Source organism: Ruegeria sp. AO1, assembly GCF_056535985.1.
In genome coordinates, this window is the sequence record NZ_JBQFJC010000001.1 from 781,494 (window position 1) to 805,855 (window position 24,362).

The 24,362-nt window shown below is 59.0% G+C and carries 28 protein-coding genes; 14 read left to right on the forward strand and 14 right to left on the reverse strand.

The features are described from left to right. Window positions 1-13 precede the first annotated feature (13 nt). The 3 genes from atpD to ACR3FB_RS03750 all read left to right on the forward strand — a co-directional run bounded on the left by atpD (window position 14) and on the right by ACR3FB_RS03750 (window position 2,328). Window positions 14-1,438 carry a F0F1 ATP synthase subunit beta gene (gene atpD, locus ACR3FB_RS03740; RefSeq protein ID WP_170460468.1) on the forward strand — a complete coding sequence of 475 codons (1,425 nt, stop codon included), beginning with the start codon at window positions 14-16 and terminating at the stop codon, window positions 1,436-1,438. Window positions 1,439-1,450: 12 nt separating this feature from the next. Further along, a complete protein-coding gene (locus ACR3FB_RS03745) occupies window positions 1,451-1,861 on the forward strand; it encodes a F0F1 ATP synthase subunit epsilon (protein WP_170374624.1) in 411 nt (136 codons plus the stop codon). Between the two features lie 116 nt (window positions 1,862-1,977). Continuing rightward, a complete protein-coding gene (locus ACR3FB_RS03750) occupies window positions 1,978-2,328 on the forward strand; it encodes an H-type lectin domain-containing protein (RefSeq protein WP_170460472.1) in 351 nt (116 codons plus the stop codon). 43 nt (window positions 2,329-2,371) lie between these two features. Here ACR3FB_RS03750 and rpiB read toward each other — a convergent pair whose 3' ends face one another. Both rpiB and ACR3FB_RS03760 read right to left on the reverse strand, forming a co-directional pair. After that, on the reverse strand, window positions 2,372-2,812 hold the full coding sequence (gene rpiB / locus ACR3FB_RS03755) for a ribose 5-phosphate isomerase B (protein WP_480564248.1): 441 nt from the start codon (window positions 2,810-2,812) through the stop codon (window positions 2,372-2,374). 103 nt (window positions 2,813-2,915) lie between these two features. Further along, complete coding sequence (locus ACR3FB_RS03760) at window positions 2,916-3,935, reverse strand: ribose-phosphate pyrophosphokinase (protein WP_170637503.1); 1,020 nt, start codon at window positions 3,933-3,935, stop codon at window positions 2,916-2,918. 107 nt (window positions 3,936-4,042) lie between these two features. On the opposite strand from ACR3FB_RS03760, the gene ACR3FB_RS03765 reads away from it, so the two are divergent. Beyond that, window positions 4,043-4,645 carry a DsbA family protein gene (locus ACR3FB_RS03765; protein WP_480564251.1) on the forward strand — a complete coding sequence of 201 codons (603 nt, stop codon included), beginning with the start codon at window positions 4,043-4,045 and terminating at the stop codon, window positions 4,643-4,645. 99 nt (window positions 4,646-4,744) lie between these two features. On the opposite strand, the gene ACR3FB_RS03770 is transcribed toward ACR3FB_RS03765, so the two are convergent. The 7 genes from ACR3FB_RS03770 to ACR3FB_RS03800 form a co-directional block, all read right to left on the reverse strand. Continuing rightward, entirely contained in the window at window positions 4,745-5,779 is a 1,035-nt protein-coding gene (locus ACR3FB_RS03770) for a threonine aldolase family protein (protein WP_480564254.1), read from the reverse strand. Next, the gene (locus ACR3FB_RS03775) at window positions 5,779-6,252 is read right to left on the reverse strand and encodes a YcgN family cysteine cluster protein (RefSeq protein WP_170468328.1); all 474 of its coding nucleotides are present in this window, start codon (window positions 6,250-6,252) and stop codon (window positions 5,779-5,781) included. Before ACR3FB_RS03775 ends, ACR3FB_RS03770 begins: the two co-directional genes overlap by 1 nt. After that, window positions 6,249-7,181: a bifunctional riboflavin kinase/FAD synthetase gene (locus tag ACR3FB_RS03780; RefSeq protein WP_480564257.1), complete on the reverse strand. Its 933-nt coding sequence runs from the start codon at window positions 7,179-7,181 to the stop codon at window positions 6,249-6,251. Before ACR3FB_RS03780 ends, ACR3FB_RS03775 begins: the two co-directional genes overlap by 4 nt. A 181-nt stretch (window positions 7,182-7,362) precedes the next feature. After that, complete coding sequence (locus tag ACR3FB_RS03785) at window positions 7,363-7,806, reverse strand: MaoC family dehydratase (protein ID WP_074736482.1); 444 nt, start codon at window positions 7,804-7,806, stop codon at window positions 7,363-7,365. A 101-nt stretch (window positions 7,807-7,907) separates the two neighbouring features. Then, complete coding sequence (locus ACR3FB_RS03790; RefSeq protein ID WP_480564260.1) at window positions 7,908-8,783, reverse strand: TIGR01459 family HAD-type hydrolase; 876 nt, start codon at window positions 8,781-8,783, stop codon at window positions 7,908-7,910. A gap of 229 nt (window positions 8,784-9,012) precedes the next feature. After that, a complete protein-coding gene (locus ACR3FB_RS03795; protein ID WP_425085129.1) occupies window positions 9,013-9,933 on the reverse strand; it encodes a manganese-dependent inorganic pyrophosphatase in 921 nt (306 codons plus the stop codon). A gap of 105 nt (window positions 9,934-10,038) precedes the next feature. Beyond that, window positions 10,039-11,019, reverse strand: a complete 981-nt coding sequence (locus ACR3FB_RS03800) for a TraB/GumN family protein (protein WP_425085130.1) — start codon at window positions 11,017-11,019, stop codon at window positions 10,039-10,041. A gap of 113 nt (window positions 11,020-11,132) precedes the next feature. Here ACR3FB_RS03800 and ACR3FB_RS03805 point away from each other — a divergent pair, with 113 nt between their 5' ends. The 6 genes from ACR3FB_RS03805 (at window position 11,133) to ACR3FB_RS03830 (ending at window position 16,930) form a co-directional block, all read left to right on the forward strand. Continuing rightward, window positions 11,133-11,807 (forward strand): DUF2161 domain-containing phosphodiesterase, encoded by a 675-nt coding sequence (locus ACR3FB_RS03805; RefSeq protein ID WP_170555856.1) that lies wholly within the window; start codon window positions 11,133-11,135, stop codon window positions 11,805-11,807. A gap of 154 nt (window positions 11,808-11,961) precedes the next feature. Further along, window positions 11,962-12,249 (forward strand): co-chaperone GroES, encoded by a 288-nt coding sequence (gene groES, locus ACR3FB_RS03810; RefSeq protein WP_170352338.1) that lies wholly within the window; start codon window positions 11,962-11,964, stop codon window positions 12,247-12,249. 56 nt (window positions 12,250-12,305) lie between these two features. Next, the gene (gene groL, locus ACR3FB_RS03815; RefSeq protein ID WP_170374649.1) at window positions 12,306-13,949 is read left to right on the forward strand and encodes a chaperonin GroEL; all 1,644 of its coding nucleotides are present in this window, start codon (window positions 12,306-12,308) and stop codon (window positions 13,947-13,949) included. A gap of 178 nt (window positions 13,950-14,127) precedes the next feature. Continuing rightward, window positions 14,128-14,964: a DMT family transporter gene (locus tag ACR3FB_RS03820; protein WP_480564262.1), complete on the forward strand. Its 837-nt coding sequence runs from the start codon at window positions 14,128-14,130 to the stop codon at window positions 14,962-14,964. 44 nt (window positions 14,965-15,008) lie between these two features. Next, window positions 15,009-15,782: an alpha/beta fold hydrolase gene (locus ACR3FB_RS03825; protein WP_480564264.1), complete on the forward strand. Its 774-nt coding sequence runs from the start codon at window positions 15,009-15,011 to the stop codon at window positions 15,780-15,782. Next, complete coding sequence (locus tag ACR3FB_RS03830) at window positions 15,779-16,930, forward strand: alpha-D-ribose 1-methylphosphonate 5-triphosphate diphosphatase (protein ID WP_480564267.1); 1,152 nt, start codon at window positions 15,779-15,781, stop codon at window positions 16,928-16,930. Before ACR3FB_RS03825 ends, ACR3FB_RS03830 begins: the two co-directional genes overlap by 4 nt. 66 nt (window positions 16,931-16,996) lie before the next feature. Here the strand turns inward: ACR3FB_RS03830 and ACR3FB_RS03835 are convergent, their stop codons facing one another. The 3 genes from ACR3FB_RS03835 to ACR3FB_RS03845 form a co-directional block, all read right to left on the reverse strand. Then, window positions 16,997-18,064: a 5-(carboxyamino)imidazole ribonucleotide synthase gene (locus ACR3FB_RS03835; RefSeq protein WP_480564270.1), complete on the reverse strand. Its 1,068-nt coding sequence runs from the start codon at window positions 18,062-18,064 to the stop codon at window positions 16,997-16,999. Beyond that, complete coding sequence (gene purE / locus ACR3FB_RS03840) at window positions 18,057-18,545, reverse strand: 5-(carboxyamino)imidazole ribonucleotide mutase (RefSeq protein WP_170662228.1); 489 nt, start codon at window positions 18,543-18,545, stop codon at window positions 18,057-18,059. Before purE ends, ACR3FB_RS03835 begins: the two co-directional genes overlap by 8 nt. 65 nt (window positions 18,546-18,610) lie before the next feature. Continuing rightward, entirely contained in the window at window positions 18,611-18,835 is a 225-nt protein-coding gene (locus ACR3FB_RS03845) for a YdcH family protein (RefSeq protein WP_037308505.1), read from the reverse strand. A 163-nt stretch (window positions 18,836-18,998) separates the two neighbouring features. On the opposite strand from ACR3FB_RS03845, the gene ACR3FB_RS03850 reads away from it, so the two are divergent. The 4 genes from ACR3FB_RS03850 (at window position 18,999) to ACR3FB_RS03865 (ending at window position 21,508) form a co-directional block, all read left to right on the forward strand. Next, window positions 18,999-19,412, forward strand: a complete 414-nt coding sequence (locus ACR3FB_RS03850) for an Hsp20 family protein (RefSeq protein ID WP_170374660.1) — start codon at window positions 18,999-19,001, stop codon at window positions 19,410-19,412. Window positions 19,413-19,417: 5 nt separating this feature from the next. Continuing rightward, entirely contained in the window at window positions 19,418-19,642 is a 225-nt protein-coding gene (locus tag ACR3FB_RS03855) for a DUF1150 family protein (protein WP_170374662.1), read from the forward strand. Window positions 19,643-19,751: 109 nt separating this feature from the next. After that, window positions 19,752-20,639, forward strand: coding sequence for a PhzF family phenazine biosynthesis protein (locus tag ACR3FB_RS03860; RefSeq protein ID WP_480564274.1), 888 nt, complete (start codon window positions 19,752-19,754; stop codon window positions 20,637-20,639). Further along, window positions 20,636-21,508: a hypothetical protein gene (locus ACR3FB_RS03865; protein ID WP_480564277.1), complete on the forward strand. Its 873-nt coding sequence runs from the start codon at window positions 20,636-20,638 to the stop codon at window positions 21,506-21,508. Before ACR3FB_RS03860 ends, ACR3FB_RS03865 begins: the two co-directional genes overlap by 4 nt. Here the strand turns inward: ACR3FB_RS03865 and ACR3FB_RS03870 are convergent. Together ACR3FB_RS03870 and ACR3FB_RS03875 are read right to left on the reverse strand one after the other, a co-directional pair. After that, entirely contained in the window at window positions 21,505-22,344 is an 840-nt protein-coding gene (locus ACR3FB_RS03870; RefSeq protein WP_480564280.1) for a hypothetical protein, read from the reverse strand. The genes ACR3FB_RS03865 and ACR3FB_RS03870 overlap by 4 nt on opposite strands. Before the next feature lie 183 nt (window positions 22,345-22,527). Then, window positions 22,528-24,246, reverse strand: coding sequence for a bifunctional sulfate adenylyltransferase/adenylylsulfate kinase (locus ACR3FB_RS03875; protein ID WP_480537737.1), 1,719 nt, complete (start codon window positions 24,244-24,246; stop codon window positions 22,528-22,530). Window positions 24,247-24,362 lie beyond the last annotated feature (116 nt).

A 24,362-nucleotide genomic window follows, 5' to 3' on the forward strand; every position in this document is an offset into this window, starting at 1 on the left:
CCGGAGACGAAACATGGCGAATGCAAAAGGCAAAGTCACACAGATCATCGGGGCCGTCGTCGACGTGCAGTTCGAAGATCAGTTGCCTGAAATTCTGAACGCGCTGGAAACCACCAACAACGGCAAGCGCCTGGTGTTGGAAGTTGCTCAGCACTTGGGTGAAAACACCGTCCGTACCATCGCGATGGACGCAACCGAAGGTCTGGTCCGCGGCGAAGTTGTAACCGACACTGGCGCACCGATCTCGGTTCCGGTTGGTAACGCAACTCTGGGCCGCATCCTGAACGTTGTTGGCGAGCCGATCGACGAAAAAGGCCCGGTTGAAGCGACCGAAGCCCGCGCGATCCACCAGCCTGCACCCGAGTTCGACGAACAGTCGACCGAGTCGGAAATCCTGGTCACCGGCATCAAGGTTGTTGACCTGCTGGCCCCCTACGCCAAAGGCGGTAAAATTGGTCTGTTCGGCGGCGCCGGCGTTGGTAAAACCGTTCTGATCATGGAACTGATCAACAACATCGCAAAAGTGCACTCGGGCTTTTCCGTGTTCGCGGGTGTTGGTGAACGGACCCGTGAAGGGAACGACCTGTACCACGAGATGATCGAATCGAACGTGATCAAGCCCGACAACCTGTCGGAATCGCAGGTTGCGCTGGTTTACGGTCAGATGAACGAACCTCCGGGTGCGCGTGCACGTGTTGCTCTGACCGGTCTGACCCTGGCCGAGCAGTTCCGCGACCAGTCCGGTACCGACGTTCTGTTCTTCGTCGACAACATCTTCCGCTTCACGCAAGCGGGCTCCGAGGTTTCGGCTCTGCTGGGTCGTATTCCTTCGGCGGTGGGCTACCAGCCGACACTGGCGACCGACATGGGTGCTCTGCAAGAACGCATAACCTCGACCAAGTCGGGCTCGATCACCTCGGTGCAGGCGATCTACGTGCCTGCGGACGACTTGACCGACCCCGCGCCGGCGACCTCGTTTGCGCACTTGGATGCGACCACCGTTCTTAACCGTGCGATCTCGGAAAAGGGTATCTACCCGGCTGTTGACCCGCTCGACTCGTCGTCGCGTCTGCTGGACCCGGCCATCGTTGGTGAAGAGCACTACGCGGTTGCGACCGACGTTCAGCAGATCCTCCAGCGCTACAAGTCGCTGCAGGACATCATCGCCATCCTCGGCATGGACGAACTGTCGGAAGAAGACAAACTGACCGTTGCACGCGCCCGTAAGATCGAACGCTTCCTGTCGCAGCCATTCGACGTTGCCGAAGTCTTCACCGGTTCGCCCGGTGTTCAGGTTCCTCTGGACGTGACCATCGCATCGTTCAAAGCTGTTGTGGCTGGCGAATACGATCACCTGCCCGAAGCGGCCTTCCTGATGGTTGGCGGGATCGACGAAGTGATCGCCAAAGCGGAGAAGATGGCCGCAGAAGCCGCCTAAGGAGTATCCCTGATGGCAAATACAATGCAATTCGACCTCGTCAGCCCCGAGCGGAGCCTCGCTTCGCTCGCGGCCACCGCGGTCCAGCTTCCCGGCGCGGACGGGGACATGACGGCCATGCCCGATCATGCCCCCACGATCACCACGCTGCGCCCGGGCATCCTGAAGGTCGACGCACCCGAAGGCACCAGCGAATATCTGGTGACCGGTGGGTTTGCTCAGATCAACGGTGATGGCCTGTCGGTTCTGGCCGAAAAGGCCATTCCGGTTGCCGAAGTGACCCGGTCGCATCTTGATGACCTGATCGCCGACGCGCGTGCCTCGCATGATGCGGCCAAGGAAGGCGATGATCAGTCCATCGTCGACGAAGCCGCCAAGCTGCTGGCCGATATGGAAGCCCTTGGAACGCATATGAGCCTGTAACAGGTTCACCTGCAGAAGAATTGAACGGCCTCGCTTTCGCGGGGCCGTTTTTTTGTCGTGATTGTAGGATATCTGTGGAATAAGTTCCGTTAATTACGAGTTAAAGACATAAAAGTATGAAGACTTTTCGGACCCATCCCATAGGTATTGATCAAGGCGAGACGGTTCTGTTCTCGGACTTTTCCAACGGCGGTGACATGTGGACAGGCAATGGCCCGCGTGAGCGTCGTTCCCCGGTGAAATTCAGTCAGCCGTTCAGGTCAGCCCCGGTGATCCAGATCGGAGTATCTTTGTGGGATGTGGATACATCCTCGGCCCTGCGCGCAGAGGTTCAGGCAGAAGAGATCACGGCCGAAGGGTTCACGGCTGTGTTTCGAACATGGTCCGACACGAAGATCGCGCGTATCCGCGCCTCATGGACGGCTATTGGTGAAGTTGCCCATGAGGATGATTGGGACATCTCATAAGGCCGGTGCCATGGCCCCGAGGTCACGCGGGCCAGTACTTGGATCAGTCTTCGATCATGTCCACGCGTGTCGCGTGGCGGCCGCCTTCGAACTCAGCCGCCAGAAACGCATCCACGATGTCGAGGGCCTGACCCTCGCCAATAACGCGCGCGCCGATGGACAGCATGTTGGCGTTGTTGTGCTGGCGGATCATACGGGCCGAGAACGTGTCCGAGCAGACGCCACAGCGGATACCCGGAACCTTGTTCGCAGCCATCATGATCCCCTGGCCTGTGCCACACAGCAGAATACCCAGCGCACAATCGCCCGAGGCGACACGTTCAGCCGCAGCCTTGCCGTGCAGAGGGTAGTGCGTGCTTTCGGGCGTTGTGGGGCCGATATCGACTACCTCCCACCCGGCTTGGGCGATATGTGCGGCAAGGGCTTGGCGCAGGTCGATGGCGGCGTGGTCGCTGGAAAGAACGACGCGTTTAGTGTCAGTCATGAGAACGCTGTCCCGCTGTATGGTGGTGGAGAAAGGGCAGAGGCGTCCTAATCCGCCGCCACTGAAAAGAAAAGGGGCGGCTATCGCAAGCCGCCCTGTCAAATCAGTCCATCTGGTACATGGATTCGTAGATCGGGGTCAGGGTCTTGTCCTCGAACAGTGACGAGACGCTGGTACCGTTCCAAATGTTCAGGATGGCCTGGGTAAAGATCGGCGCGGTCGGCACGATGCGGATGTTTTTGGCTTTCAGGATCGCATCAGTCGGCTGGATCGTGTCGGTCAGAACCAGGGATTTCATCACCGAATTCGTTACACGTTCAACCGCGGGTCCGCTCATGACGCCGTGAGTGATGTAGGAGTGGACCTCTTTCGCGCCGTTATCCAGCAGCACCTGCGCCGCTTTGCACAGGGTGCCAGCGGTGTCGCACATGTCGTCAACGATCAGGCAGATCTTGTCTTTGACATCGCCGATGACGGTCATCTCAGCCACTTCACCGGCCTTTTCGCGGCGTTTGTCGACGATCGACAGGGGGGCTTCGATCCGCTTGGCCAGTTCGCGCGCGCGGGCCACGCCGCCGACGTCGGGCGAGACCACCATGATTTCGTCCATATTGTCTTTGAACTGGTTTTTCACATCCAAGGCAAAGATCGGTGAGGCATAAAGGTTGTCCACCGGGATGTCGAAAAAGCCCTGAATCTGGGCCGCGTGCAGGTCCATGGTCAGAACCCGCTCGATCCCTGCGCCGGTCAGCATGTTGGCGACCAGCTTGGCCGAGATCGGTGTGCGCGCCTTGGTGCGGCGGTCCTGACGGGCGTAGCCAAAGTAAGGGATCACGGCGGTGATGCGTTGCGCGGACGAGCGGCGCAGCGCATCGGCGATGATCAGCAGTTCCATCAGGTTGTCATTCGCCGGGTTCGAGGTCGGCTGGATGATGAACATATCCTCGCCACGGACGTTCTCGAACACCTCGACGAAAATCTCGCCGTCATTGAAGCGCTCGACGCGGGCATCGACCAGACCCTGATCAACGCCACGATACAGGCTCATGCGGCGTGAAATGGTTTCGGCAAGCGGAAGGTTAGCGTTCCCAGCAATCAGCTTGGGTTCGTGGAGTGTCGGCATCGGCTGGAGTCCCCGGGCAGCGTTGGCAATGTGACAGATTCGTGATGTTGACACCGCTTAGCATGGCCTTACCGTTCCGCAAAGACAACGCAGCAGAGAAAGTGCAGATGACCCAGATTGACTACTATTTTGCGACAATTTCACCCTATACCTATCTGGCGGGCACACGGCTGGAGGAGATCGCAGCCAAGCATGGCGCGAAGATCAACTACAAACCGCTGGACATCATGGCGCTATTCGGGCGCACGGGCGGGACGCCACCAAAAGACCGACATATTTCCCGCATTGAATACCGCGCGCAGAATCTGGTGCGGGTCGCGAAAAAGCTTGGCGTACCTTTCAACCTGAAGCCGGCGCATTGGCCGACCAATATGGCTCCGTCCTCTTACGCTGTGATTGCGGCGGCCAAAGATGGATCGGGGGATGTAGGTAAACTGTGCCAATCCCTGCTGCGAGCCTGTTGGGCCGAAGAGAAAGACGTCGCGCAGGACGACGTGATCCGTGACTGTCTGACGCAAGCCGGGTTCGATGCCGATCTGGCCAATAGCGGCCTGTTGGTGGGGGCCGAGACCTACGCCGCCAATCTGGAAGAGGCCGTGGAGAGCGGGGCTTTCGGCGCGCCCTTCTACATCACACCTGATGGTCAGCGGTTCTGGGGGCAGGACAGCCTTGACGACCTCGACCAACATTTGGCCGAGTTGAAAGGCTAAGCCCGGCGCTTTGCGTTTTGCATTGGCAAGGTGATCGAAATACGCGTTCGACCGAAGGGAGAGGCAGCGAATTTCGATTCAATACAAACGCAAACTGCCCTACAGATGCGATAGAAACTGGTCGATCTGTTCACGGCAGATCGACCAGTCGCAGACCAGACGGCAGGGCAGAGGTTCTGCCTCATCCGCGCCTTCCAACTGCGCCCCCCACAGGTGATAGACCGCGCCCGCCGCATGAAGCTGGCGGTGTTTGGCGCGCGGGAAGGAGGCGAAGATCATGTTGGCCTGCGGCTCATGCAGGAAATCGGCTCCTTTCGCCCGAAGACCCTCAGCAAGACGAGCACAGTTTGCATTCGCCTGACGGGCAGATGTCAGCCAAAGATCATCGTCCAGATAGGCTGCCATCTGTGCAGACAAATACCGGTGCTTCGAGAACAAATGCGCCCCGCGTTTGCGGCGCAGCTCGAATTCCCATGCTTTGGATTCGTCGAAGAAGATTACTGCCTCGACCCCCATCAACCCGTTCTTGGTGCCGCCAAAACTGACCGCATCCACACCGGCCTTCCAAGTCATGTCTGCCGGTGAACACCCCAGCGCGACCAAAGCATTCGTAAACCGCGCGCCATCCAGATGCACCGGCAGGTTATACTCTTTCGCTACGGCGCAGAGCGCCTGTAATTCTTCCAGCGAATAAACCGACCCTCGCTCGGTCACCTGTGTGATGGAAACAGGCCCGCGTTGAGGTCCATGAACACCACGCGTTTCTTCAACGGAAATCGTCCGGCGCAGCGCCTCGGGAGTCATCTTGTCAGTGCCCGGCACTAGGGTCAGCTTGGCGCCACTGTAGAATTCGGGCGCATTGCATTCATCCTCGTGGATATGCGCGACCGGAGAGCAGAATACCGTCTCCCAAGGGTTGGAGAGGGTGGCCAGCGCCAGTGAATTCGCCGCCGTTCCTGTCGCCACCAGATAGACCGCCGCGCCGGGGGCTTCGAAAATGCTGCGAAGGCGGTCTCGGACCTCATTCATCAGCGTGTCAGCCCCATAGGCCATCTGATAGCCCTGATTGGCCTCGGCCAGTTTTGCCAGTACCTGCGGATGGACAGGCCCGGAATTATCGGAAGCGAAATACATCAGGTCGGCTCCTCAATGATATAGTCTTCCCACTCTTCCATGGGGGTCTCGAACTCGGACACGGTACACCCCTGAACCGAGACGCCGGCGGCATGCACACTATCGGCTGTGCCAGACAGCAAGGGGTGCCAATCATAGAGAGGCTTACCCTCCCACAGCAGGCGATAGGCGCAGGTTTGGGGTAGCCAGTAGGCGTGCGAGTCGATGTTTTCTGGCGTCATGACGATGCATTCGGGCACGAACTGGTGCCGGATGTCATACTGGGTGCAACGGCAGCTTTCATCGTCCAAAAGACGGCAGGCAACACAGGTCAGCGCGACCTCGCCTGTGTCTTCGTCTTCCAGCTTGTTCAGGCAACATTTGCCGCACCCATCGCAGAGCGCCTCCCACTCGCGCTGGTTCATCTTGCGCAGGGGTTTGCGTTCCCAAAAACGCGGAGACAGACCCGCGCGGTTGATCGGATCCACGCTCATCGAGCCGCCAGAATGTCGCGCGACTTCGCGCAATCGGCATCCATCTGGGCGACCAGCCCGTCCAGACCATCGAACTTCATTTCGGGCCGCAGGAACTCGACCAAACCGACCGAGAGGGTTGCGCCGTAAAGATCGCCGGAGAAATCAAACAGGAAGGTCTCGATATTGGGGACCTCACCATTGAACATAGGGCGTACGCCAATCGACGCCGCGCCTTGGTAGGAGCCCTTGTTGGGGCCGTCCAGAACATCAACCAGAACTGCATAGACGCCGAATTTTGGCGGGTGCAGGCCCTCTATCGACATGTTTGCGGTGGGAAAGCCCAGCTCGCGCCCGCGCTGCTCGCCGCCGATGACCTCACCTTCGATGCGGTGCCAATGGCCCAGCATGGTCGCCGCATCTCCAGGTCGGCCTTCGCTGAGCGCGGTTCGGATCGCGGTCGAAGAGACGACGTTCTCGGACCGCTCCATCAACGGGGCGATGGTCACGCCGAACCCCATTTGCTCGCCAAAGCGGACCATATCTTGCGCCGTTCCAACCCGTCCTTTTCCAAAGCAGAAATCGGCCCCCACAACGATATGAGACAAACCCAAACCGTCGCAGATCACGTTGCTCGCGAATTCCTCGGGGGTCAGCCCGGCCAAAGCGGCATTGAAGGGCAGTTCGTAAAGCTTTTGTACGCCCAGCTTCTCAAGCCGGTGTGCCCGAGCGTTCCCGCGCATCAATCGAAACGGAGGCGCATCGGGTGCAAAATACTCACGCGGATGCGGTTCAAACGTCAGCACGCCCAGAGGCGCGTTCGGAGCCGCATTGCGCGCCAGCTCGATAACCGACTGATGGCCGACATGGACGCCATCAAAGTTCCCGATCGCCACGCTGGCGCCGCGATCTTCTGGCTCGATATACTGGAAGTCCCGGATGATCTGCATGCGCTTTGGGTACTGTTCATCAACAGTATGTTCAAGCGTGACCTTCGAGAATTTCGGACAATTCGACCCGCTCGGATGGTGAGTGGCAGTGCGTCATTCGGTTCAGCGATGACCGTTTCAACGCGCGGGTCATTGCCGCAAAGATTGAGCCCCTCTGCGACAGGGATGCGTGTCTACTTGCTCAGTCGAACTTACGCGATGGGGCAAGGACCATGGCTTCACCGACTAGAACCTTCTTGCCGTCGACCGCGCAGTGACAATCCAGCTTCACGCGGCGTTTGGCGAAATCTATGTCGATCACCTTGACCTCGGCATAGACCATGTCGCCGGGGCGCACCGGGGCCAGAAACTTCAGTGACTGACCCATGTAGACCGTCCCATGACCGGGCAATTGCTCGCCAATCACGGCCGAGATCAACCCAGCCGTCAGCATCCCATGCGCAATGCGGCCTTCAAAGATCGTATCGCGCGCGTAGTCATCGTCCAGATGCACAGGGTTCCGGTCAGTCGAGACCTGCGCGAACATCTCGATATCTTCATCCGTCACCACTTTGCGCAGGTGGCGGGACATGCCCATCTCAATGTCTTCAATACAGATCGTTCCGCGTGGAAGATTGTCCAACATGGTGCCCTCACTTGAATTCTGCCGAGTAATAAAAGTCTACCATCGGCCATCTGTTGGCAACTTTATTACTTCGCAGTTGCAGAAAATCAAGTGAAAAATGACTAGCGCAAACGCCCGATTGTATAGGTGGGATTGATCTTTTCCCTTTCTATATAGTTGCTTAGGGATTCTGCGTGGGGGTGGTGCGACGTTTTCGTCTCAGCTGCGGCCAACCCGCCTGAGATAAAGAGCGTATCGATTCCCTCCCCCATGCCGCCAAGGATGTCGGTATGCGGGCCGTCGCCGATAGCCAGAATGTCGCTGTCCGAGACGTCAACATCCATTTCCTGCACGCGACGACGCGCCAGATCATAGATTGGCGGATGGGGTTTGCCGAAATAAAGGCTCTCGCCACCCATCTCGGTATAGAGCTTCGCCAAAGCGCCCGCGCACCATTCCCTTACTTCGCCCCGATCGACCACGATGTCGGGGTTCGCACATAACAGCTTCATGCCTTTTTGCTTGGCATAGAGGAAGTCCGGGCGATTTACGTCGGGATCCGCCATTGTGTCAAAAGGCCCGCAGCATACGATCCCCTCGGCCTGATCCAGAGGGACGCGCTCGATATGAACAGGATGGTCCAACAGCTTCAGCGGCTCAAAAAACCCCGCATCGCGTTCCCATTCGCCCATGAAGTAAACCTTTTCGCCTACTGTTCCGCGGAACATGGCTGAACGTGCAGAGTCGCCGCTTGTTGCGATGGTGTCATAGGCGTCAGCGGGGACGTTGAACTGCGAAAGCTGCGCGGCGACGCCCGCGCGCGGCTTCGGAGAGTTTGTCACCAGAACAACGAAACCGCCTTTCGAGCGGTAGGTCTGCAGCGCGGCAACCGCTTCTGGATACGCAGTGATCCCATTGTGAACACAGCCCCAAAGATCGACAAAAAGTACTTTGTAACGGTCGGAGATCTCGTGGAGGGCGGAGATGATCTGTGTCATGGGATTCCCTTTGGCATGGTCTGCGGACAGCCAAGCCTATGGCAGAGCTTGGCAGGTTTTGCCAGAGGGGGCGCTGCCCCCGCCGCGGCAAGCCGCGACTCCCCCGAGGTGTTTTGGAACAGAAGAAGCAGGGGATCCGCACTTCATCTGGTTAAAAATATCCCGGAGCGCGAGGCAGAGCCTCGCACAAAGAAAAAGGCGCCCGCTTGGGGCGCCTTAGAGTAAGGTCTCAGACCTTGAGGTTCGGAATGATCTGCTTTTTCCGGCTCATGATGCCGGGCAGGACCACAGCGTCGCCGTCGACCGATGCACCGAAGCTTTTCTCGGCAACGGTTTTGACCAATTCATTTGGGACCAGCAGGGTGGCTTCTTCGTTCAGGATGTCGACGACGAACAGCAGCACCTGATCGACGCCGTCTTCTTTTGCTACGTTAACCATCGACGCGGCCAAGCTGCCCTTGCGGTCCAGAACAACGCCCGGAGCAGTGGTTTCCAGAACCGAGACACGGAACTTGGTGCCGTCAACTTCGTATTCCTTGCTATCCATGCGGATCAGTTCGGCATCCGAGAACGAGGACACATCCGATTTTGCCGCGAACATGTCCGCCGCATAGGCCGAGACATCCAGACCCAGTTCTGCGGCCAGTTTCTCGGCCACTTCGCGGTCATGCGCGGTGGTGGTGGGCGAGCGGAATTCGAGCGTGTCGGACAGGATGCAGGTCAACGCCGCGCCTTTGATGGCCTCGGGCATCTTGGCGGCGTCGTCACCCATCAGGTCAACCATGATGGTCGCTGTGCAGGCCAGAGGGCGCACAGTGATATTGATTGGGCCTTTGGTTTCCAGACCGCCGACCAGCTTGTGGTGGTCGATGATGGCGCGGATATCAGCGCTGTTGACGCTGGCGGGCAGCTCGGCCGGGTTATTGGTGTCGACGATAACAACCGGATCGTCCGCTTCAACGTCTTCGATGATGCGCGGCTTAGGCAGGTCCCAGCGCTGCAGCATGAAGGCGGCTTCGGTATTGGGCTCGCCCAGCAGCACGGGTTCAGCCTGCTCGCCTTTGACTTCGTTCAGGTACCATGACCACAGGATCGGAGAGCCGGTGGAATCGGTGTCGGGGGATTTGTGACCAAATACTAGGGTTGTCATGTCAGCGTCCTGCGGATTGGAAATTTGCGCGCGTTATAGGGCGCATGACATGGCTTGTCACCCGCTTGCGGGCCACTGCGACTGTTGGTCTGACATGCCGAGAAATCAGAACGGCGCGCGCGTCAGCGTGTAGCCTTCCTTTTCCAGAAGCGAGAGCAAGCCGTACGTCTGGCTGAGATGTCCGGCGCCTACCGCGATGACTGCCGTCTGATCCTGAATGCGCAGGATGTGGCCCATCCAACTGTTATTGCGATCCACCAACAATTGCTGTTCGAACTGCGCCCATTCGGCGTCGTAATCCTCTTGCGACAGGCCCGAGGCCTCGAACCCCTGAATCCGGGCCAATTGCAGGATCTGCGCATGTTTTTCCTCGAGATACGCATTGGCCATGGTAGCAAGGTGGTTTGCATCGGCCTGCATCGCTCCGGACAGGCGGACCAGCGAGTCGACCTGTTGTTCCAGTGAAAGCGTGTCGAACATCGCCATCAGGTCTTCGATCCGCTCCAGCGAGTGTTGGGGAATCCCGTGCGCCTCGGCCACGTCTGTCAGGCGGGCATCCATGCCATGGTTCGCATCCGGGTTCTGCATCAGGCAGGGCGGGATGCCCAGCATCATGCTGAGAAACCAGGGCCGCATTTTGGCCGCCATCCAGCTGGGAATGCCGCGCTCGGCCAAAGAAGTCGAAAGGGCCGACCAGTCCTCGGCACTCATCAGGTCGATCAGGGTGGGGCCCTCGGTGATCATCACGGGGCTCAGGTCATTGGCCAGGCCTTGCTCAAACGCTTCCATTTTGGCCTCGGTGACTTCGAAATAGATCGCGTCTGCCTGGGCTACGATGGGTGTCAGCCGTTCGACGACCGGCCCCATCCGTGCATCGTTGGTGTGAAGTGTTCCGATCAGGTGCAGGGTCGTATCGCCCTTGGTGGCGATCCAGTGATTGCCCTCGGGGTAAGGGACCGAGGCAAGGGATTGTTGCAGGGTGGCCTGATCCTCCTCCGACATCAAGGGCCGCAGGTCGTGACCTTCGCAGGCGGCATGTGCGGTCAGGGGCAGAAGCAATAATCCAAAAAGGGCCATCAGGCGCATAGGCGGTCCTTCCTCGGTTGGTCAAACAGGCGACATAAGATTTAGGCATCCAAATGCAGCATATTCAAGGCGACCTATCTGGTATTTCGACACGAAACGCATAGCATTGGGCCATGGAGCGCGAGCAGGATCTTTATCCCCCTATCAAGGCATTGTTCGAGAGGCAGGGCTATACCGTGAAAGGTGAGGTTGGCGCAGCCGACATCATGGCCTTGCGCGACGGGTCCGAGCCGGTGATCGTCGAGTTGAAGCTGCGCTTTTCGCTGGCTTTGTTCCACCAGGCTGTCGCGCGGCTCAGGATCACGGATCAGGTCTATCTGGGGGTCAGCAAGCCAACCGGACGCACTGCGCGTCGAGCGTTGCGGGATAATCTGGCGCTCTGCCGCAGGTTGGGCTTGGGCCTGATCACCGTGCGCGCGGACGGAGCTGTCGAGGTGCATTGCGATCCTGGCCCCTACGCTCCGCGCAAGAACAAGGTCAAGGCAGGCAGGATGCTGCGAGAGTTTGATCGGCTGCAAGGCGACCCGAACTCTGGCGGCGCAACACGGCACGGCATTGTAACCGCTTATCGTCAGGATGCTTTGAAATGCGCGGCACATCTTGCCGAACATGGCGCCTGCAAAGGGGCCGAGGTCGCGAAGTCGACAGGCGTAGCCGAAGCCACTCGGCTGATGCGCACCAATCACTATGGCTGGTTCGACAAGGTTGAAAAAGGTGTTTATGCCCTGACGGATGCGGGGCAGGAGGGCTTGAAGCACTGGGCCTATAGTTGGGACCAGCCTGATTGAGGGTCTGGGTCGAAAAAAATCCATCACAGCTTGTTGACTCGGGGATTTGCACCCCCTAGCTATGCGTCGTTATCACTCTCTACCCTTGAGTGCTAACGCCTCGCCAGTCGGCGAGGGGAGGATAGATAAACTTTGAGCCCAAGGAGCTGCAAAGATGGCATTGAAACCGCTTCATGACCGTGTGCTGGTTCGCCGTACAGAAAGCGAAGAGAAAACCGCAGGCGGCCTGATCATTCCTGACAGCGCAAAAGAAAAGCCCAGCGAAGGCGAAGTCGTCGCAACCGGCGAAGGCGCACGCAAGGACAGCGGCGAGCTGATCGCAATGGCGGTCAAAGCTGGCGACAAGATCCTGTTCGGCAAATGGTCGGGCACCGAGGTTCAGGTCGACGGCGAAGAGCTGCTGATGATGAAAGAAAGCGACATCATGGGGATCATCGAGTAAGCCGCCGCGCTTCACTCTGATCTTCATTTACAACTTATTTCTCAAGGAGAAACGACATGGCTGCAAAGGACGTCAAGTTCGACACCGATGCCCGTAACCGCATGCTGGCAGGTGTGAACATCCTAGCTGATGCTGTTAAAGTGACCCTGGGCCCCAAAGGCCGCAACGTGGTTCTGGACAAATCCTTCGGCGCACCGCGCATCACCAAAGACGGTGTTTCAGTTGCCAAGGAAATCGAACTGGAAGACAAGTTCGAAAACATGGGCGCGCAGATGGTGAAAGAAGTCGCCAGCCGCACCAATGACGAAGCCGGTGACGGCACCACCACCGCAACCGTGCTGGCCCAAGCCATCGTTCGCGAAGGTCTGAAGCAGGTTGCTGCTGGCCTGAACCCGATGGACCTGAAGCGCGGCATCGACCTGGCAACGGCCAAGGTTGTTGCTGGCATCAAAGACGCGTCGCGTGAAGTCAAAGACTCGGCAGAAGTTGCTCAGGTTGGCACCATCTCGGCCAACGGCGAAGCCGAAATCGGCCAGCAGATCGCAGACGCGATGCAGAAGGTTGGCAACGAAGGTGTTATCACTGTCGAAGAAAACAAAGGTCTGGAAACCGAGACCGATGTTGTCGAAGGTATGCAGTTCGACCGTGGCTACCTGTCGCCTTACTTCGTGACCAACGCAGACAAGATGATCGCAGAACTCGACGACTGCATGATCCTGCTGCACGAAAAGAAACTGTCCTCGCTGCAGCCGATGGTTCCGCTGCTCGAGCAGGTGATCCAGTCGCAGAAGCCTCTGCTGATCATCGCTGAGGATGTTGAAGGTGAAGCGCTGGCGACTCTGGTTGTCAACAAACTGCGCGGCGGCCTGAAAATTGCTGCTGTCAAAGCACCGGGCTTCGGCGATCGCCGTAAAGCCATGTTGCAGGACATCGCAATCCTGACCGGCGGTCAGGTCATCAGCGAAGATCTGGGCATGAAGCTCGAGTCCGTGACCATGGACATGCTGGGCACCGCCAAGAAGATCGAAATCACCAAAGACGAAACCACCATCGTCGACGGTGCTGGCGAGAAAGCCGAGATCGAAGCGCGCGTTGCTCAGATCCGCACTCAGATCGAAGAGACCTCGTCGGACTACGACCGTGAGAAGCTGCAAGAGCGCGTTGCCAAACTGGCAGGCGGTGTTGCTGTTATCCGCGTTGGCGGCATGACAGAAGTTGAAGTGAAAGAGCGTAAGGACCGTGTGGACGATGCTCTGAACGCAACACGCGCTGCCGTTCAGGAAGGCGTTGTTGTCGGCGGTGGTGTTGCTCTGGTTCAGGCCGGTAAAGCACTGGAAACTCTGGAAGGTGCAAACGCTGACCAGAACGCTGGTATCAACATCGTTCGCAAAGCAATCGAAGCGCCTCTGCGCCAGATCGCCGAGAACGCAGGTGTAGACGGTGCGGTCGTTGCGGGCAAAGTCCGTGAATCCGGCGATGTATCGTTCGGCTTCAACGCGCAGACCGAAGAATATGGCGACATGTTCTCGTTCGGCGTGATCGACCCGGCCAAAGTTGTCCGTACCGCTCTGGAAGATGCGGCCTCGGTTGCTGGTCTGCTGGTCACCACCGAAGCAATGGTTGCTGACAAGCCCGCCAAAGAAGGCGCTGCGCCTGCCGGCGGCATGCCCGACATGGGCGGCATGGGCGGCATGATGTAAGCTGCTTAGGCCATAGTGCTTACGAGCGGGGTCGCCTTGGGGCGGCCCCGTTTGCGTTTGGAATGCCCGCTGCGCGGTCATGCCTCAGGCGGAGGTTTTGTTGAACTGAAGAAGGCTGCCGTTGCACTTAGCTGGAAATTGAGTGTGCAAAGCGGGGGCAACGCGCTATGCGGGTTTCATGAGACTTTTTCTTCTGACCTCCCTGACCATGTGCGCCTTTGCGGCCAATTCGATTCTGAACCGGCTGGCGATTGAGAGCGGGGCGAGTGATCCTGCGGTGTTCGCCGTCGTCCGTGTTCTCGCGGGGGCGGTGGTTCTGACTGTATTGGTTCTTTTGAAGGGCGGGGTTCTGCCGCTTCGGTCGCCACGTCGGATCATCGGGGCGGGGTCACTGTCTCTCTATATGATTGGCTTTTCTGTGGCCTACCTGACGCTAGACGCTGGGTTAGGTGCTTTGATTCTGTTTGGTGTCGTTCAGATCACCATGTTCGCAGTCGGAGCTATGACCGGAGCGACCCCGACGATGCGCCAGTTGGCAGGCGCAGCGGTCGCGCTGGGTGGGTTGGCCTTCGTGCTTTGGCCATCGGGGACCGTTCAGGTGGACGCCTTAGGGGCTGCACTGATGGTTGCGGCGGGGGTTGGTTGGGCTGCTTATTCCTTGGCCGGACGGTCCGAACCAAACGCGTTGGAGGGCACGGCGGCCAATTTCGTTGTTGCCTTGCCCGTCACGGCTATGGCCTTGCTGGTGGCGGGCGGCACATGGCAGATGACAGGGTTTGGCTATTTTCTGGCGGCTCTCTCCGGAGGCGTGACCTCGGGTCTCGGCTACGCGCTTTGGTATAGCGTGTTGCCGCAGCTTGCTCCCTCGGTCGCGGCAGTCGTACAGCTGAGCGTCCCTGTCATCGCAATCCTTGCCGGAATTTTGCTGTTGGGTGAGGTGGCAAGCATGCGCTTGATCATCGGCGCGGCGCTGGTTTTGGGCGGGATCGCGCTGGCAGTGCAGCGCAGAACCTGAGGTCACATCTTTCCCCGAGCCGAAATAGGCCTTATCTGGCGGGTATGAGAGTTCTGCTTGCCATATTTTTTCTCCTGCTCCCGGCTGCGGCTCAGGCGAAATGCGTGATCCTGCTGCATGGGCTGGCTCGGACCGAGGCGTCCTTTTCGGTGATGGAGCAATTGTTCGAGGTGCATGGCTACACGGTCATTCGCCCAGGTTATCCGTCGACCGATTTGGGCATTCCGGAACTGGCCGAGCAAACTCTGCCCGATGCGTTCGCCGAATGCGGGGACGACACCGCAAATGTCGTGGCGCATTCCATGGGGGGCATCCTGTTGCGCTACTGGCTGCAGGATCACGAACCAGAGAATTTGGGTCGCGTTGTCATGCTTGGGCCGCCTAATCAGGGCAGCCAGTTGGTAGATGAATTGGGTGCATGGGAGGTGTTCGGCTACCTCAACGGTCCGGCAGGATTGCAGTTGGGCACAGGCCCCGAGGGGATCCCGCGCCAATTGCCTCCGGTAGAGTTCGAGCTTGGGGTGATCGCGGGTGAAAACTCTCTGAACCCGGTCTTTTCGTCGATGATTGATGGGCCAGACGATGGCAAAGTGTCGATCCTGACGACCCGGGTCGAAGGTATGGCGGATCACATCGTTCTGCCTGTGACGCATACTTTCATGATGAACAATCCCCGCGTGATGGCCCAGGCACTGCACTTTATCGAATTCGGAAAGTTCGACCCGCAAATCACTTGGCTTGACGGGGTGATGGACGCAATTGACGAGATCTGTATCGGGCAGGATTGCTCGGAGCCGGACTCGGAGCGCACGGAATGACCGCATTGGAACTGACGTTGACCGGAGCAGAGGTTCTGCTGCCGGAGGCCGGGTTGTCGCGTGCCGATTTGTCAATTGCCGAAGGGGAGGTGCAGGGCGACCGGACGGGCCGGCAGGTTGATCTGTCTGGCTATTTGGTTCTACCCGGCATCATCGACCTGCATGGGGACGGGTTTGAACGTCACATCGCCCCACGCCGCGGTGCCATGAAGCAGATGAACGAAGGCATCCTGTCGGTCGAGGCCGAGCTTGCAGCCAACGGGATCACCACCGGCGTTCTGGCCCAGTTTTACAGCTGGGAGGGCGGGGTCCGCGGGCCAGACTTCGCCTCGCAGGTGTTCAAGGCGATTACCGAGGTCAAGGACAGCACCGTCACGGATCTGATCCCGCAATTGCGGTTCGAGACGCATATGCTGGACGATTATGACGGGCTGGCCGAAAAGATCGCGGATTGGCAAGTGCCTTATGTCGTCTTCAATGACCACTTGCCGCATGACCGCCTGGCCGAAGGGCGTAAACCTCCGCGTCTGACGGGGCAGGCCCTGAAAGCGGGGCGTAACCCCGATGCGCATTTTGAGATGCTGCTATCCATGCATGCCCGCAGCGATGAAGTCCCTGACGCACTTGACTTGCTTTGCGCTCAGTTGACCCAAAGCGGCGTGCGCTTGGGCAGCCATGATGATGCCACGCCTGAGACCCGTGCAGGATGGCTTAAACGCGGTGTTTCGATCGCTGAATTCCCCGAAACCCTCGCCGCAGCAGAAGCCGCTCACGCGGCCGGAGATCACATCATCCTTGGCTCACCGAACGTGGTGCGCGGAGGCTCCCATAAGGGCAACGCCAGCGCGCTGGACCTGATCGCGATGGGGTTGTGTGATGCTCTGGCCTCGGACTACCATTACCCCAGCCCGCGCCGCGCCGCGTTGATGTTGGCAAAAAGCGGGTTGCTGGATTTTGCGGCGGCCTGGGCGCTGGTCTCGTCCGGCCCCGCGCGGGTTCTCGACCTGAAAGATCGCGGCACGCTGCTGCCGGGTCAACGCGCCGATATCGTCATCCTGGACGCAAAAAACCACCGCGTCGCCGCCACCTTTGCGGGCGGGCGTGTCAGCCATATGTCCGGCGATATCGCGGCCAGATTTTTCGCCTGACCGCCCCATCTTCTTCTGTTCAAAAATACCTCCGCCGGAGGCATCGCGCAGACTGCGCGATCTCCCTCAGCGCGCGATGCGGTTGAAGTGACCCATCTTCCGGCCCGGCTTGACCTCGGCCTTGCCATACAGGTGTAGGGCAACGTCCCGCTCCTGCGCCAGTTCCGGCACGCGGTCCATATCGTCGCCAATCAGATTCTCCATCACCACGTCCGAATGCCGCTGCCCGTCTCCCAAAGGCCATCCGACCACGGCGCGAATGTGCTGCTCGAACTGGTCGACGGCGCAGCCATTCTGCGTCCAGTGGCCCGAGTTATGCACCCGAGGTGCAATTTCGTTCACGATCAGGCCCGAGGGTGTGACGAACAGCTCAACCCCCATCACGCCCACATAGTCCAGAGCATTCAGGATGTTGGCCGCGAGCAGAACTGCATCCGTGCGCTGCGCTGGGCGCAAGCGGGCGGGGACCGTTGTGGTGTGTAGGATGCCGTCGCGGTGGACGTTCTCACCGGGGTCAAAGCAGGCGACCTGACCATCCAGCCCGCGCGCCGCGATGATCGAGACCTCGTGCGAGAAGTCTACAAATCCCTCAAGGATCGCAGGCGCGCCCGCCATATCGGCCAGAGCAGTCTCGGCATCTTCAGGCGCACGCAGGCGGGCCTGGCCTTTGCCGTCATAGCCAAAGCGACGGGTTTTCAGAATCGCGGGTGTCCCGATTTCCTCAATGGCCGTATTCAGGCTTGCCAGATCGGTGACGTCCGCAAAAGGCGCGGTGTTGAGGCCCAGACCTTGCAGGAAATTCTTCTCGGTCAGCCGGTCCTGACTGACCCGCAGCGCCTCGCGTCCCGGACGGATTGGGCGGTGCGCTTCCAGCAGGTCCAACGCCTCGGTCGGGATGTTCTCGAACTCGTAAGTGATGACATCGACCGAGTCGGCGAAAGCGAGCAGCGCGTCGGCGTCGTCATAGGGCGCGGTTGTCACGCGGTCGGCGACTTGAGCGGCGGGAGGGTTGGCGCCCGGCTCAAAGATATGCGTCACAAACCCCAAGCGGGAAGCAGCGACCGACAGCATCCGGCCCAATTGGCCTCCGCCCAGGATTCCAATCCGGGAACCAGTTTGCAGAGCGTCACTCATCAACGGGCTCCTCCGGGATCGAGGCGGACAGAGCCTCACGCCACGTATCCAACCGTTCAGCCAGAGCGCTGTCCTGCAAGGCCAAAATACCAGCCGCCATCAAGCCCGCATTGGCCCCACCGGCCGAGCCGATTGCCATGGTCGCCACAGGAAACCCTTTCGGCATCTGGACAATCGAATACAGTGAGTCGACGCCCGACAACGCCCGCGTCTGAACCGGAACGCCGATCACGGGCACGCGGGTTTTCGACGCCATCATGCCGGGCAAATGTGCAGCCCCGCCAGCGCCCGCGATGATCACATGCAAACCGCGCGACGCAGCGGTCTTGCCGTAATCCCATAGGCGGTCAGGGGTGCGGTGGGCCGAAACGATGCGTTTTTCATACGCGATGCCCAATTCATCCAAGATATTGGCGGCTTCTTTCATCGTGGGCCAATCCGATTGGCTGCCCATGATGATCCCCACTTTCACATCGCTCATCCGCTTGCGTCCCTGCCGTTCGAAAGAGCGCGCACTATAGCCAAATCCGCATGCGTGGCAATGCGTCAGGCGATGATGTCGGGGGTCAGGCGATCCTCGATCAGGCGGATGATGTCTTTCAGCCGCAGTTTCTGCTTTTTCAATCGTTTGATCGTCAATTGGTCAGATGTACCCGTGGCCTGTAACGCCTCGATCGCCTCATCAAGATCACGGTGCTGACGGCGAAAAACCTCCAGCTCAACACGCAGAACTTCGTCGGTTTTCATGGAAAGGTCAGTGGGCGCGTTCATTGGCGACTCGGGCTTGTTGTGGTGCGTCGCCAACAAGATAGTGTGCAAGACGTTATCGCGCCAGACCTTGTGGACTTCCCGGTTTCTTCCCATATTCTATCTTGTGCGGTTGCCAGAAAGGGGCCGCCCAAAACGTCGCTTTGACATAAAAGGACGAGAACACGTGTCAAAACTTACCTTGGGCTCATACCCGCATCTGTTGGGGTTCGAGCAATTGGAACGCCTTCTGGAACGGTCTGCAAAGGCTGGCAATGAAGGATATCCGCCCTACAACATCGAACAGACGTCGGACTATTCCTACCGCATCACTCTGGCGGTGGCCGGGTTCGCGGAAGAGGATCTGTCGATCACCATCGAGGATCGCCAGCTGGTGATCCGAGGCCGTCAACGCGACGATAGCGAGGGGCGCATCTTCCTGCATCGCGGCATCGCGGCGCGTCAATTCCAGCGCATGTTCGTGCTGGCCGACGGTGTCGAGGTGGGCGAGGCGATAATGGAGAACGGTCTGCTGCATGTGGATCTGACCCGCGCCGTGCCGGAAACCGTGGTGCAGACAATCAACATACGGAAGGGGTAAGAGAAATGAACACACCGATTGAAATCAACACCGAAGGCGACCGTATCGTGTATGTCAAAACGGTTGAGGTTGCCGATCTGCCCAGCGATCTGCGCGATCAGGCGGGTGATCTGGATCAGCTGTACGCCGTTCATGACTCAGACGGGCAGCAACTGGCGCTTGTCGCCGACCGCAAGCTGGCCTTTGTATTGGCCCGCGAGCATGATCTCTCGCCGGTGGCCGTTCACTGAACGGCCCCGGCCACACGCGTTTGCGCGTGACATTCCACCCGACACCAGCGAAACATGCACAAACTCCGGATTGTATCCGGGATGACATCTGCATGTAAGGAAACGCCGGATGAGCTGGTTCGATTTTGACTGGGTGGATGCCTTTACCGACAAAGCCTTTGGTGGCAATGGCTGCGCCGTCGTCCATAGCGCGGCCCATCTGTCGGATGAGGTCTGCATGGCCTATGTGCGCGAAACTTCTCTGGTCGAGTGTACTTTTACCGGCCCGTCGGATGTTGCCGATATCCGGGTGCGGTATTTTCTGGCCAGCCGTGAAATTCCCTTTGCCGGTCATCCGACCATCGCCACGGTCGCGGCACTTAGGTCGCGCGGTCTTGTTGAGGGTGACTCTCTGACGTTGGAAACCGGGGCGGGCCTTGTCGCCATTCGTCTGAACGGTGATGAGATCGAGATGACGCAGGTTGCGCCGGAATTTGGAGCCTATGTGCCTGCTGATCTGGTCGCCAATGCGATCTCGTTGCCCGAGGACGCGATTATTTCTCCTCCGCGATTTGTCTCTACCGGGTTGCCATTCTGTATCACGGTGTTGCAGGATCACGACGCTTTGCGCGCGGCGCGATTGGCCGAAGGTCCTTTGCGTGAGGTGGCAGCAGCAGCGGGATTTTCTGGTTCCGATATGGCCGAGCCGTTTTTGGTCACCTTGCAGGGAGCGACGACAAAAGGGGATACGTTCTCACGCCTGCTGCTGGCACCGCCCAGCCCACCCGAGGACCCTTTCACAGGTTCTGCGACGGGCGCGATGGCGGCCTATCTTTGGAAATACGGGCTTATGGAGAAAGACCAATTCATCGCTGAACAGGGCCACGACATGGGTCGACCGGGGCAGGCAACGGTGACGCGCGTCGGTCCGAGCGATGCCATGACCGGGATCAGGGTGGCAGGGCAGGGCTACGTTCTGATGCGCGGACAGGTCGACTTGCCTGAGGCGGACCAATGACCCAAGCGATTGCTGTTTTGCCTTACGGGCACCGTCTGGGCTCGAAACTAGCCGAGGTGCCTCTGTCCGAGCTGATCTGGCACGAGGGCTGCCCGGATCGTTTGCTGGGCAAAACAGTTGGCGACCTCGCGCCGACGGATCATCTAATCATGTATCCCAATTCGACGGTTCACTGGCGGTTGCGGCGTGGCACGAAGGCACGGATTTCGCTTATGATGGGTGAGCCTTCGGCCATCCATGCCAAACATGACCGACAGCTGCGCCTGACATGGCGGCGGTTCTTTCGGGTGTTCACTTTTCACGATGTTCTGCTGGAAAACCTGCCCAACGCCGTGTTTCTGCCCTATGGCGTGACCATGGTGCCGGACTGGCAGGAGCTACGGGCTGAGAAGGTCAAATCCTGTTCGCTGATCTCCTCGGCCAAGCGAGACCTAGTGGGCCATCAGCTACGCCATGACGTGATAGATTGGATCCGTGAAGCCGGAGCCGATGTGGATATCATGGGGCGCGGATACACGCCCTTCGATCAGAAATCGGACGGGCTAGCTCCTTATCGCTATTCGGTCGTGATCGAGAATGTGCGAGAGCGGAACTACTTTTCAGAGAAACTGATCGACTCGATCCTGTGCGCGACCGTTCCGGTTTACTGGGGCTGCCCAAACATCGGGGATTTCATGGACACTTCGGGGATGATCCTGTGTGAGACACAGGCAGATATACAGCAAGCGATACAGTCTGCATCCGAGGAAGACTATGCCCAGCGCCTGCCGCACCTGAAGGCGATTCAGGACGTAGCCGCAGACTACGGTCAGTTTGAAGAACGCGCCGTGCGCGCGCTGCGGCATGAGCTATCGGGCGCGTCTGGCTAAAGCCCCATCCAAGCCATCGGTGCGATCGGGTTGTCCTGTGAGTCAATCCCGTGCCGGTCACACAGCGTGCTGAGCAACGAGCCCCGCACAGGCAGGCCCGCAGTCTGTTGCGCCATGAATTTCTTCTGATGCCCAAAGACATGCACGGAATGCACCCTGTCCCGTTCTATTGCATTTAGCGGAATCCGCGGGTCGTGCAGCTTCCAAAGCGCCTCATTCGCCAGCGGGTAGAACGTATCAGCAGGCAGGGCGTGGATGTCCTCTCCGGTCTCGCACAGAAAATGCCCCAGCGCCTTGGGGCCGGAGCATCCCCATGGCAGCGCCTCGATACCCCAGGTCTCGCCTTCCGCGATACGCTGCTCGTTGCGCCTGCGCAGCTTAGCCCCGCGCCAGGGTTGGGTCGGGTTGGCTGAGGAGACAAAGGCCAGCATCTGCGCAAGCGTCTGAGACTCTTGCGGCAAGCGAAGCACCCCATTGGGAAACTTGCCGGATTGAGAGGGGGCAAAAACAAAAGGGGACGCAAAATCGAAAGGCTTCAGACAGAGTGCATCCAGATCCACCCAGATGAAATCTGTACGTTCTAGCAATCTCAGCCTGAAAATGTCGGAAAAGACCGCAACACCCAGCCGATCTTCGGGCCGCAACGCGAAAGGGGCGGGCCACAGTATTTCGGACGTGTGCCGCAGATCGACGCCATTTGGGATATTCGCGATGTCATGAGTCGCATAGAGGGTGAAGGAATGGCCATGGTCCAGATAGGACTGAATGCACAGCGCCTCAAGCCAGCTGAGATCGGAGCCAAACCAGAAGCTGGCGATTTGAGGAAGAGAGCGCATCTTGGATTGGCCGTACAGAACTTGACTGGGCCGACTGCATCAAGGCCACGCATTTTTGTCAATCTCAGTCGTTATAGCGTTCCGGGTTAAACCTGCGACACGAATACCCTGCCACGCTTTAGTTGCACGAAAAACGGCCGCCGGTGACCGGAGGCCGTTTCCAATCTGGTTTAGCTCAACCGCCTAGTTCGCAGCGATCAGGCCCATGCTCTCGAGCTTCAGCAGAACCTGATGCGCGCAGTTGTCGACCTCGACATTCTCGGTTTCGACGCTCAGTTCAGGATTCTGGGGCACGTCGTAAGGGTCCGAGATGCCGGTGAACTCTTTGATCTTGCCTTCACGGGCCAGCTTATAGAGGCCCTTGCGGTCGCGGCGTTCGCATTCCTCGATGCTGGTGGCCACGTGAACCTCGCAGAAGGCACCAAACTGTTCGATCTCTTCGCGCACGGCCCGACGAGTGGTCGCATAAGGAGCAATCGGCGCACAGATGGCGATTCCGCCGTTCTTGGTGATCTCGGAGGCGACATAGCCAATGCGGCGGATGTTCAAATCGCGGTGTTCCTTCGAGAAGCCAAGCTCGGACGACAGGTTCTTACGCACGATGTCACCATCCAGCAGCGTCACAGGACGGCCGCCCATTTCCATCAGCTTGACCATAAGCGCGTTGGCAATGGTGGATTTGCCCGAGCCTGAAAAGCCGGTGAAGAACACGGTAAAGCCCTGTTGGCTGCGCGGCGGTTTGGTTTTGCGCAGCTCGGCCACAACCTCGGGGAAGCTGAACCATTCGGGGATTTCCAGACCTTCGGCCAAACGGCGGCGCAGTTCGGTGCCCGAGATGTTTAGGATCGTTACGTTGTCCTTGTCGAGGATCTCGTCATTCGGCTCGTACTGGGCGCGTTCCTGCACATAGACCATGTGCTTGAAGTCGACCATCTCAACGCCGATTTCATCTTGGTATTTGCGGAACAGATCCTGCGCGTCATAGGGGCCGTAGAAATCTTCACCTTGGCTGTTTTTGCCGGGGCCAGCATGGTCGCGGCCAACGATGAAATGGGTGCAGCCGTGGTTGGCGCGGATCAGGCCGTGCCAGACTGCCTCGCGTGGGCCAGCCATGCGCATCGCCAGGTTTATCAGCGACATCGAGGTGGTCGAGGCCGGGTATTTGTCCAGCACCGCCTCATAGCAGCGCACGCGGGTGAAGTGGTCCACGTCGCCCGGTTTGGTCATGCCGACAACCGGGTGGATCAGCAGGTTGGCCTGCGCCTCTTTTGCGGCGCGGAAGGTCAGTTCCTGATGCGCGCGATGCAGCGGGTTGCGGGTCTGGAACGCAACGATGCGGCGCCAGCCCAGTTTGCGGAAATAGGCGCGCAGCTCGTTCGGAGTATCCCTGCGGCCACGGAAATCATAGTGAACGGGCTGCTGAATGCCGACAACGGGACCGCCCAAATAGACCTTGCCTGCCACGTTGTGCAGGTAGTTTACGGCCGGGTGCGCGTCGTCATCCGCGCCAAAGACCTTCTCGGCCTCGCGCGATTTGTCGGGGGTCCAGCGGTCGGTCACGGTCATGGTGCCGAGGATCACGCCCTCTTGGTCGCGCAGGGCAATGTCCTGGCCCAGCTCGATGCTTTCGGCGAATTCTTCGCTGACATCCAATGTGATCGGCATTGGCCACAGCGTGCCGTCGGCCAGACGCATGTTCTCGACCACGTTGTCGTAGTCGGCCTCGGACAGGAACCCTTTCAGCGGATTGAAGCCGCCATTCATCAGCAGTTCCAGATCGCAGATCTGGCGCGGAGACAGGTCATGGCTGGTCAGATCCGCAGCCTCAACCTTTAGCTTCTGGGCCGAGTCATAAGAGACGTAGAGTTCGGGAATGGGGGCGAGATTGCTTAACATTGTCATCGGAATTCTCTTGTCGATGTGATGATGCGCCAGTGTGACCTTGGCATTTGAAACGGCATGTGCCCCGCCACTGAGTCAGAGTCCACAGGGTCAGATAAAACTAAGGAGGATATGAG

Excerpts from the sequence above, each read along its gene's own strand:
- atpD (WP_170460468.1), top strand. The coding sequence starts at position 14 with ATGGCGAATGCAAAAGGCAAAGTCACACAGATCATCGGGGCCGTCGTC.
- ACR3FB_RS03745 (WP_170374624.1), top strand. The coding sequence starts at position 1,451 with ATGGCAAATACAATGCAATTCGACCTCGTCAGCCCCGAGCGGAGCCTC.
- ACR3FB_RS03750 (WP_170460472.1), top strand. The coding sequence starts at position 1,978 with ATGAAGACTTTTCGGACCCATCCCATAGGTATTGATCAAGGCGAGACG.
- rpiB (WP_480564248.1), bottom strand. The coding sequence starts at position 2,812 with ATGACTGACACTAAACGCGTCGTTCTTTCCAGCGACCACGCCGCCATC.
- ACR3FB_RS03760 (WP_170637503.1), bottom strand. The coding sequence starts at position 3,935 with ATGCCGACACTCCACGAACCCAAGCTGATTGCTGGGAACGCTAACCTT.
- ACR3FB_RS03765 (WP_480564251.1), top strand. The coding sequence starts at position 4,043 with ATGACCCAGATTGACTACTATTTTGCGACAATTTCACCCTATACCTAT.
- ACR3FB_RS03770 (WP_480564254.1), bottom strand. The coding sequence starts at position 5,779 with ATGTATTTCGCTTCCGATAATTCCGGGCCTGTCCATCCGCAGGTACTG.
- ACR3FB_RS03775 (WP_170468328.1), bottom strand. The coding sequence starts at position 6,252 with ATGAGCGTGGATCCGATCAACCGCGCGGGTCTGTCTCCGCGTTTTTGG.
- ACR3FB_RS03780 (WP_480564257.1), bottom strand. The coding sequence starts at position 7,181 with ATGCAGATCATCCGGGACTTCCAGTATATCGAGCCAGAAGATCGCGGC.
- ACR3FB_RS03785 (WP_074736482.1), bottom strand. The coding sequence starts at position 7,806 with ATGTTGGACAATCTTCCACGCGGAACGATCTGTATTGAAGACATTGAG.
- ACR3FB_RS03790 (WP_480564260.1), bottom strand. The coding sequence starts at position 8,783 with ATGACACAGATCATCTCCGCCCTCCACGAGATCTCCGACCGTTACAAA.
- ACR3FB_RS03795 (WP_425085129.1), bottom strand. The coding sequence starts at position 9,933 with ATGACAACCCTAGTATTTGGTCACAAATCCCCCGACACCGATTCCACC.
- ACR3FB_RS03800 (WP_425085130.1), bottom strand. The coding sequence starts at position 11,019 with ATGCGCCTGATGGCCCTTTTTGGATTATTGCTTCTGCCCCTGACCGCA.
- ACR3FB_RS03805 (WP_170555856.1), top strand. The coding sequence starts at position 11,133 with ATGGAGCGCGAGCAGGATCTTTATCCCCCTATCAAGGCATTGTTCGAG.
- groES (WP_170352338.1), top strand. The coding sequence starts at position 11,962 with ATGGCATTGAAACCGCTTCATGACCGTGTGCTGGTTCGCCGTACAGAA.
- groL (WP_170374649.1), top strand. The coding sequence starts at position 12,306 with ATGGCTGCAAAGGACGTCAAGTTCGACACCGATGCCCGTAACCGCATG.
- ACR3FB_RS03820 (WP_480564262.1), top strand. The coding sequence starts at position 14,128 with ATGAGACTTTTTCTTCTGACCTCCCTGACCATGTGCGCCTTTGCGGCC.
- ACR3FB_RS03825 (WP_480564264.1), top strand. The coding sequence starts at position 15,009 with ATGAGAGTTCTGCTTGCCATATTTTTTCTCCTGCTCCCGGCTGCGGCT.
- ACR3FB_RS03830 (WP_480564267.1), top strand. The coding sequence starts at position 15,779 with ATGACCGCATTGGAACTGACGTTGACCGGAGCAGAGGTTCTGCTGCCG.
- ACR3FB_RS03835 (WP_480564270.1), bottom strand. The coding sequence starts at position 18,064 with ATGAGTGACGCTCTGCAAACTGGTTCCCGGATTGGAATCCTGGGCGGA.
- purE (WP_170662228.1), bottom strand. The coding sequence starts at position 18,545 with ATGAGCGATGTGAAAGTGGGGATCATCATGGGCAGCCAATCGGATTGG.
- ACR3FB_RS03845 (WP_037308505.1), bottom strand. The coding sequence starts at position 18,835 with ATGAACGCGCCCACTGACCTTTCCATGAAAACCGACGAAGTTCTGCGT.
- ACR3FB_RS03855 (WP_170374662.1), top strand. The coding sequence starts at position 19,418 with ATGAACACACCGATTGAAATCAACACCGAAGGCGACCGTATCGTGTAT.
- ACR3FB_RS03860 (WP_480564274.1), top strand. The coding sequence starts at position 19,752 with ATGAGCTGGTTCGATTTTGACTGGGTGGATGCCTTTACCGACAAAGCC.
- ACR3FB_RS03865 (WP_480564277.1), top strand. The coding sequence starts at position 20,636 with ATGACCCAAGCGATTGCTGTTTTGCCTTACGGGCACCGTCTGGGCTCG.
- ACR3FB_RS03870 (WP_480564280.1), bottom strand. The coding sequence starts at position 22,344 with ATGCGCTCTCTTCCTCAAATCGCCAGCTTCTGGTTTGGCTCCGATCTC.
- ACR3FB_RS03875 (WP_480537737.1), bottom strand. The coding sequence starts at position 24,246 with ATGACAATGTTAAGCAATCTCGCCCCCATTCCCGAACTCTACGTCTCT.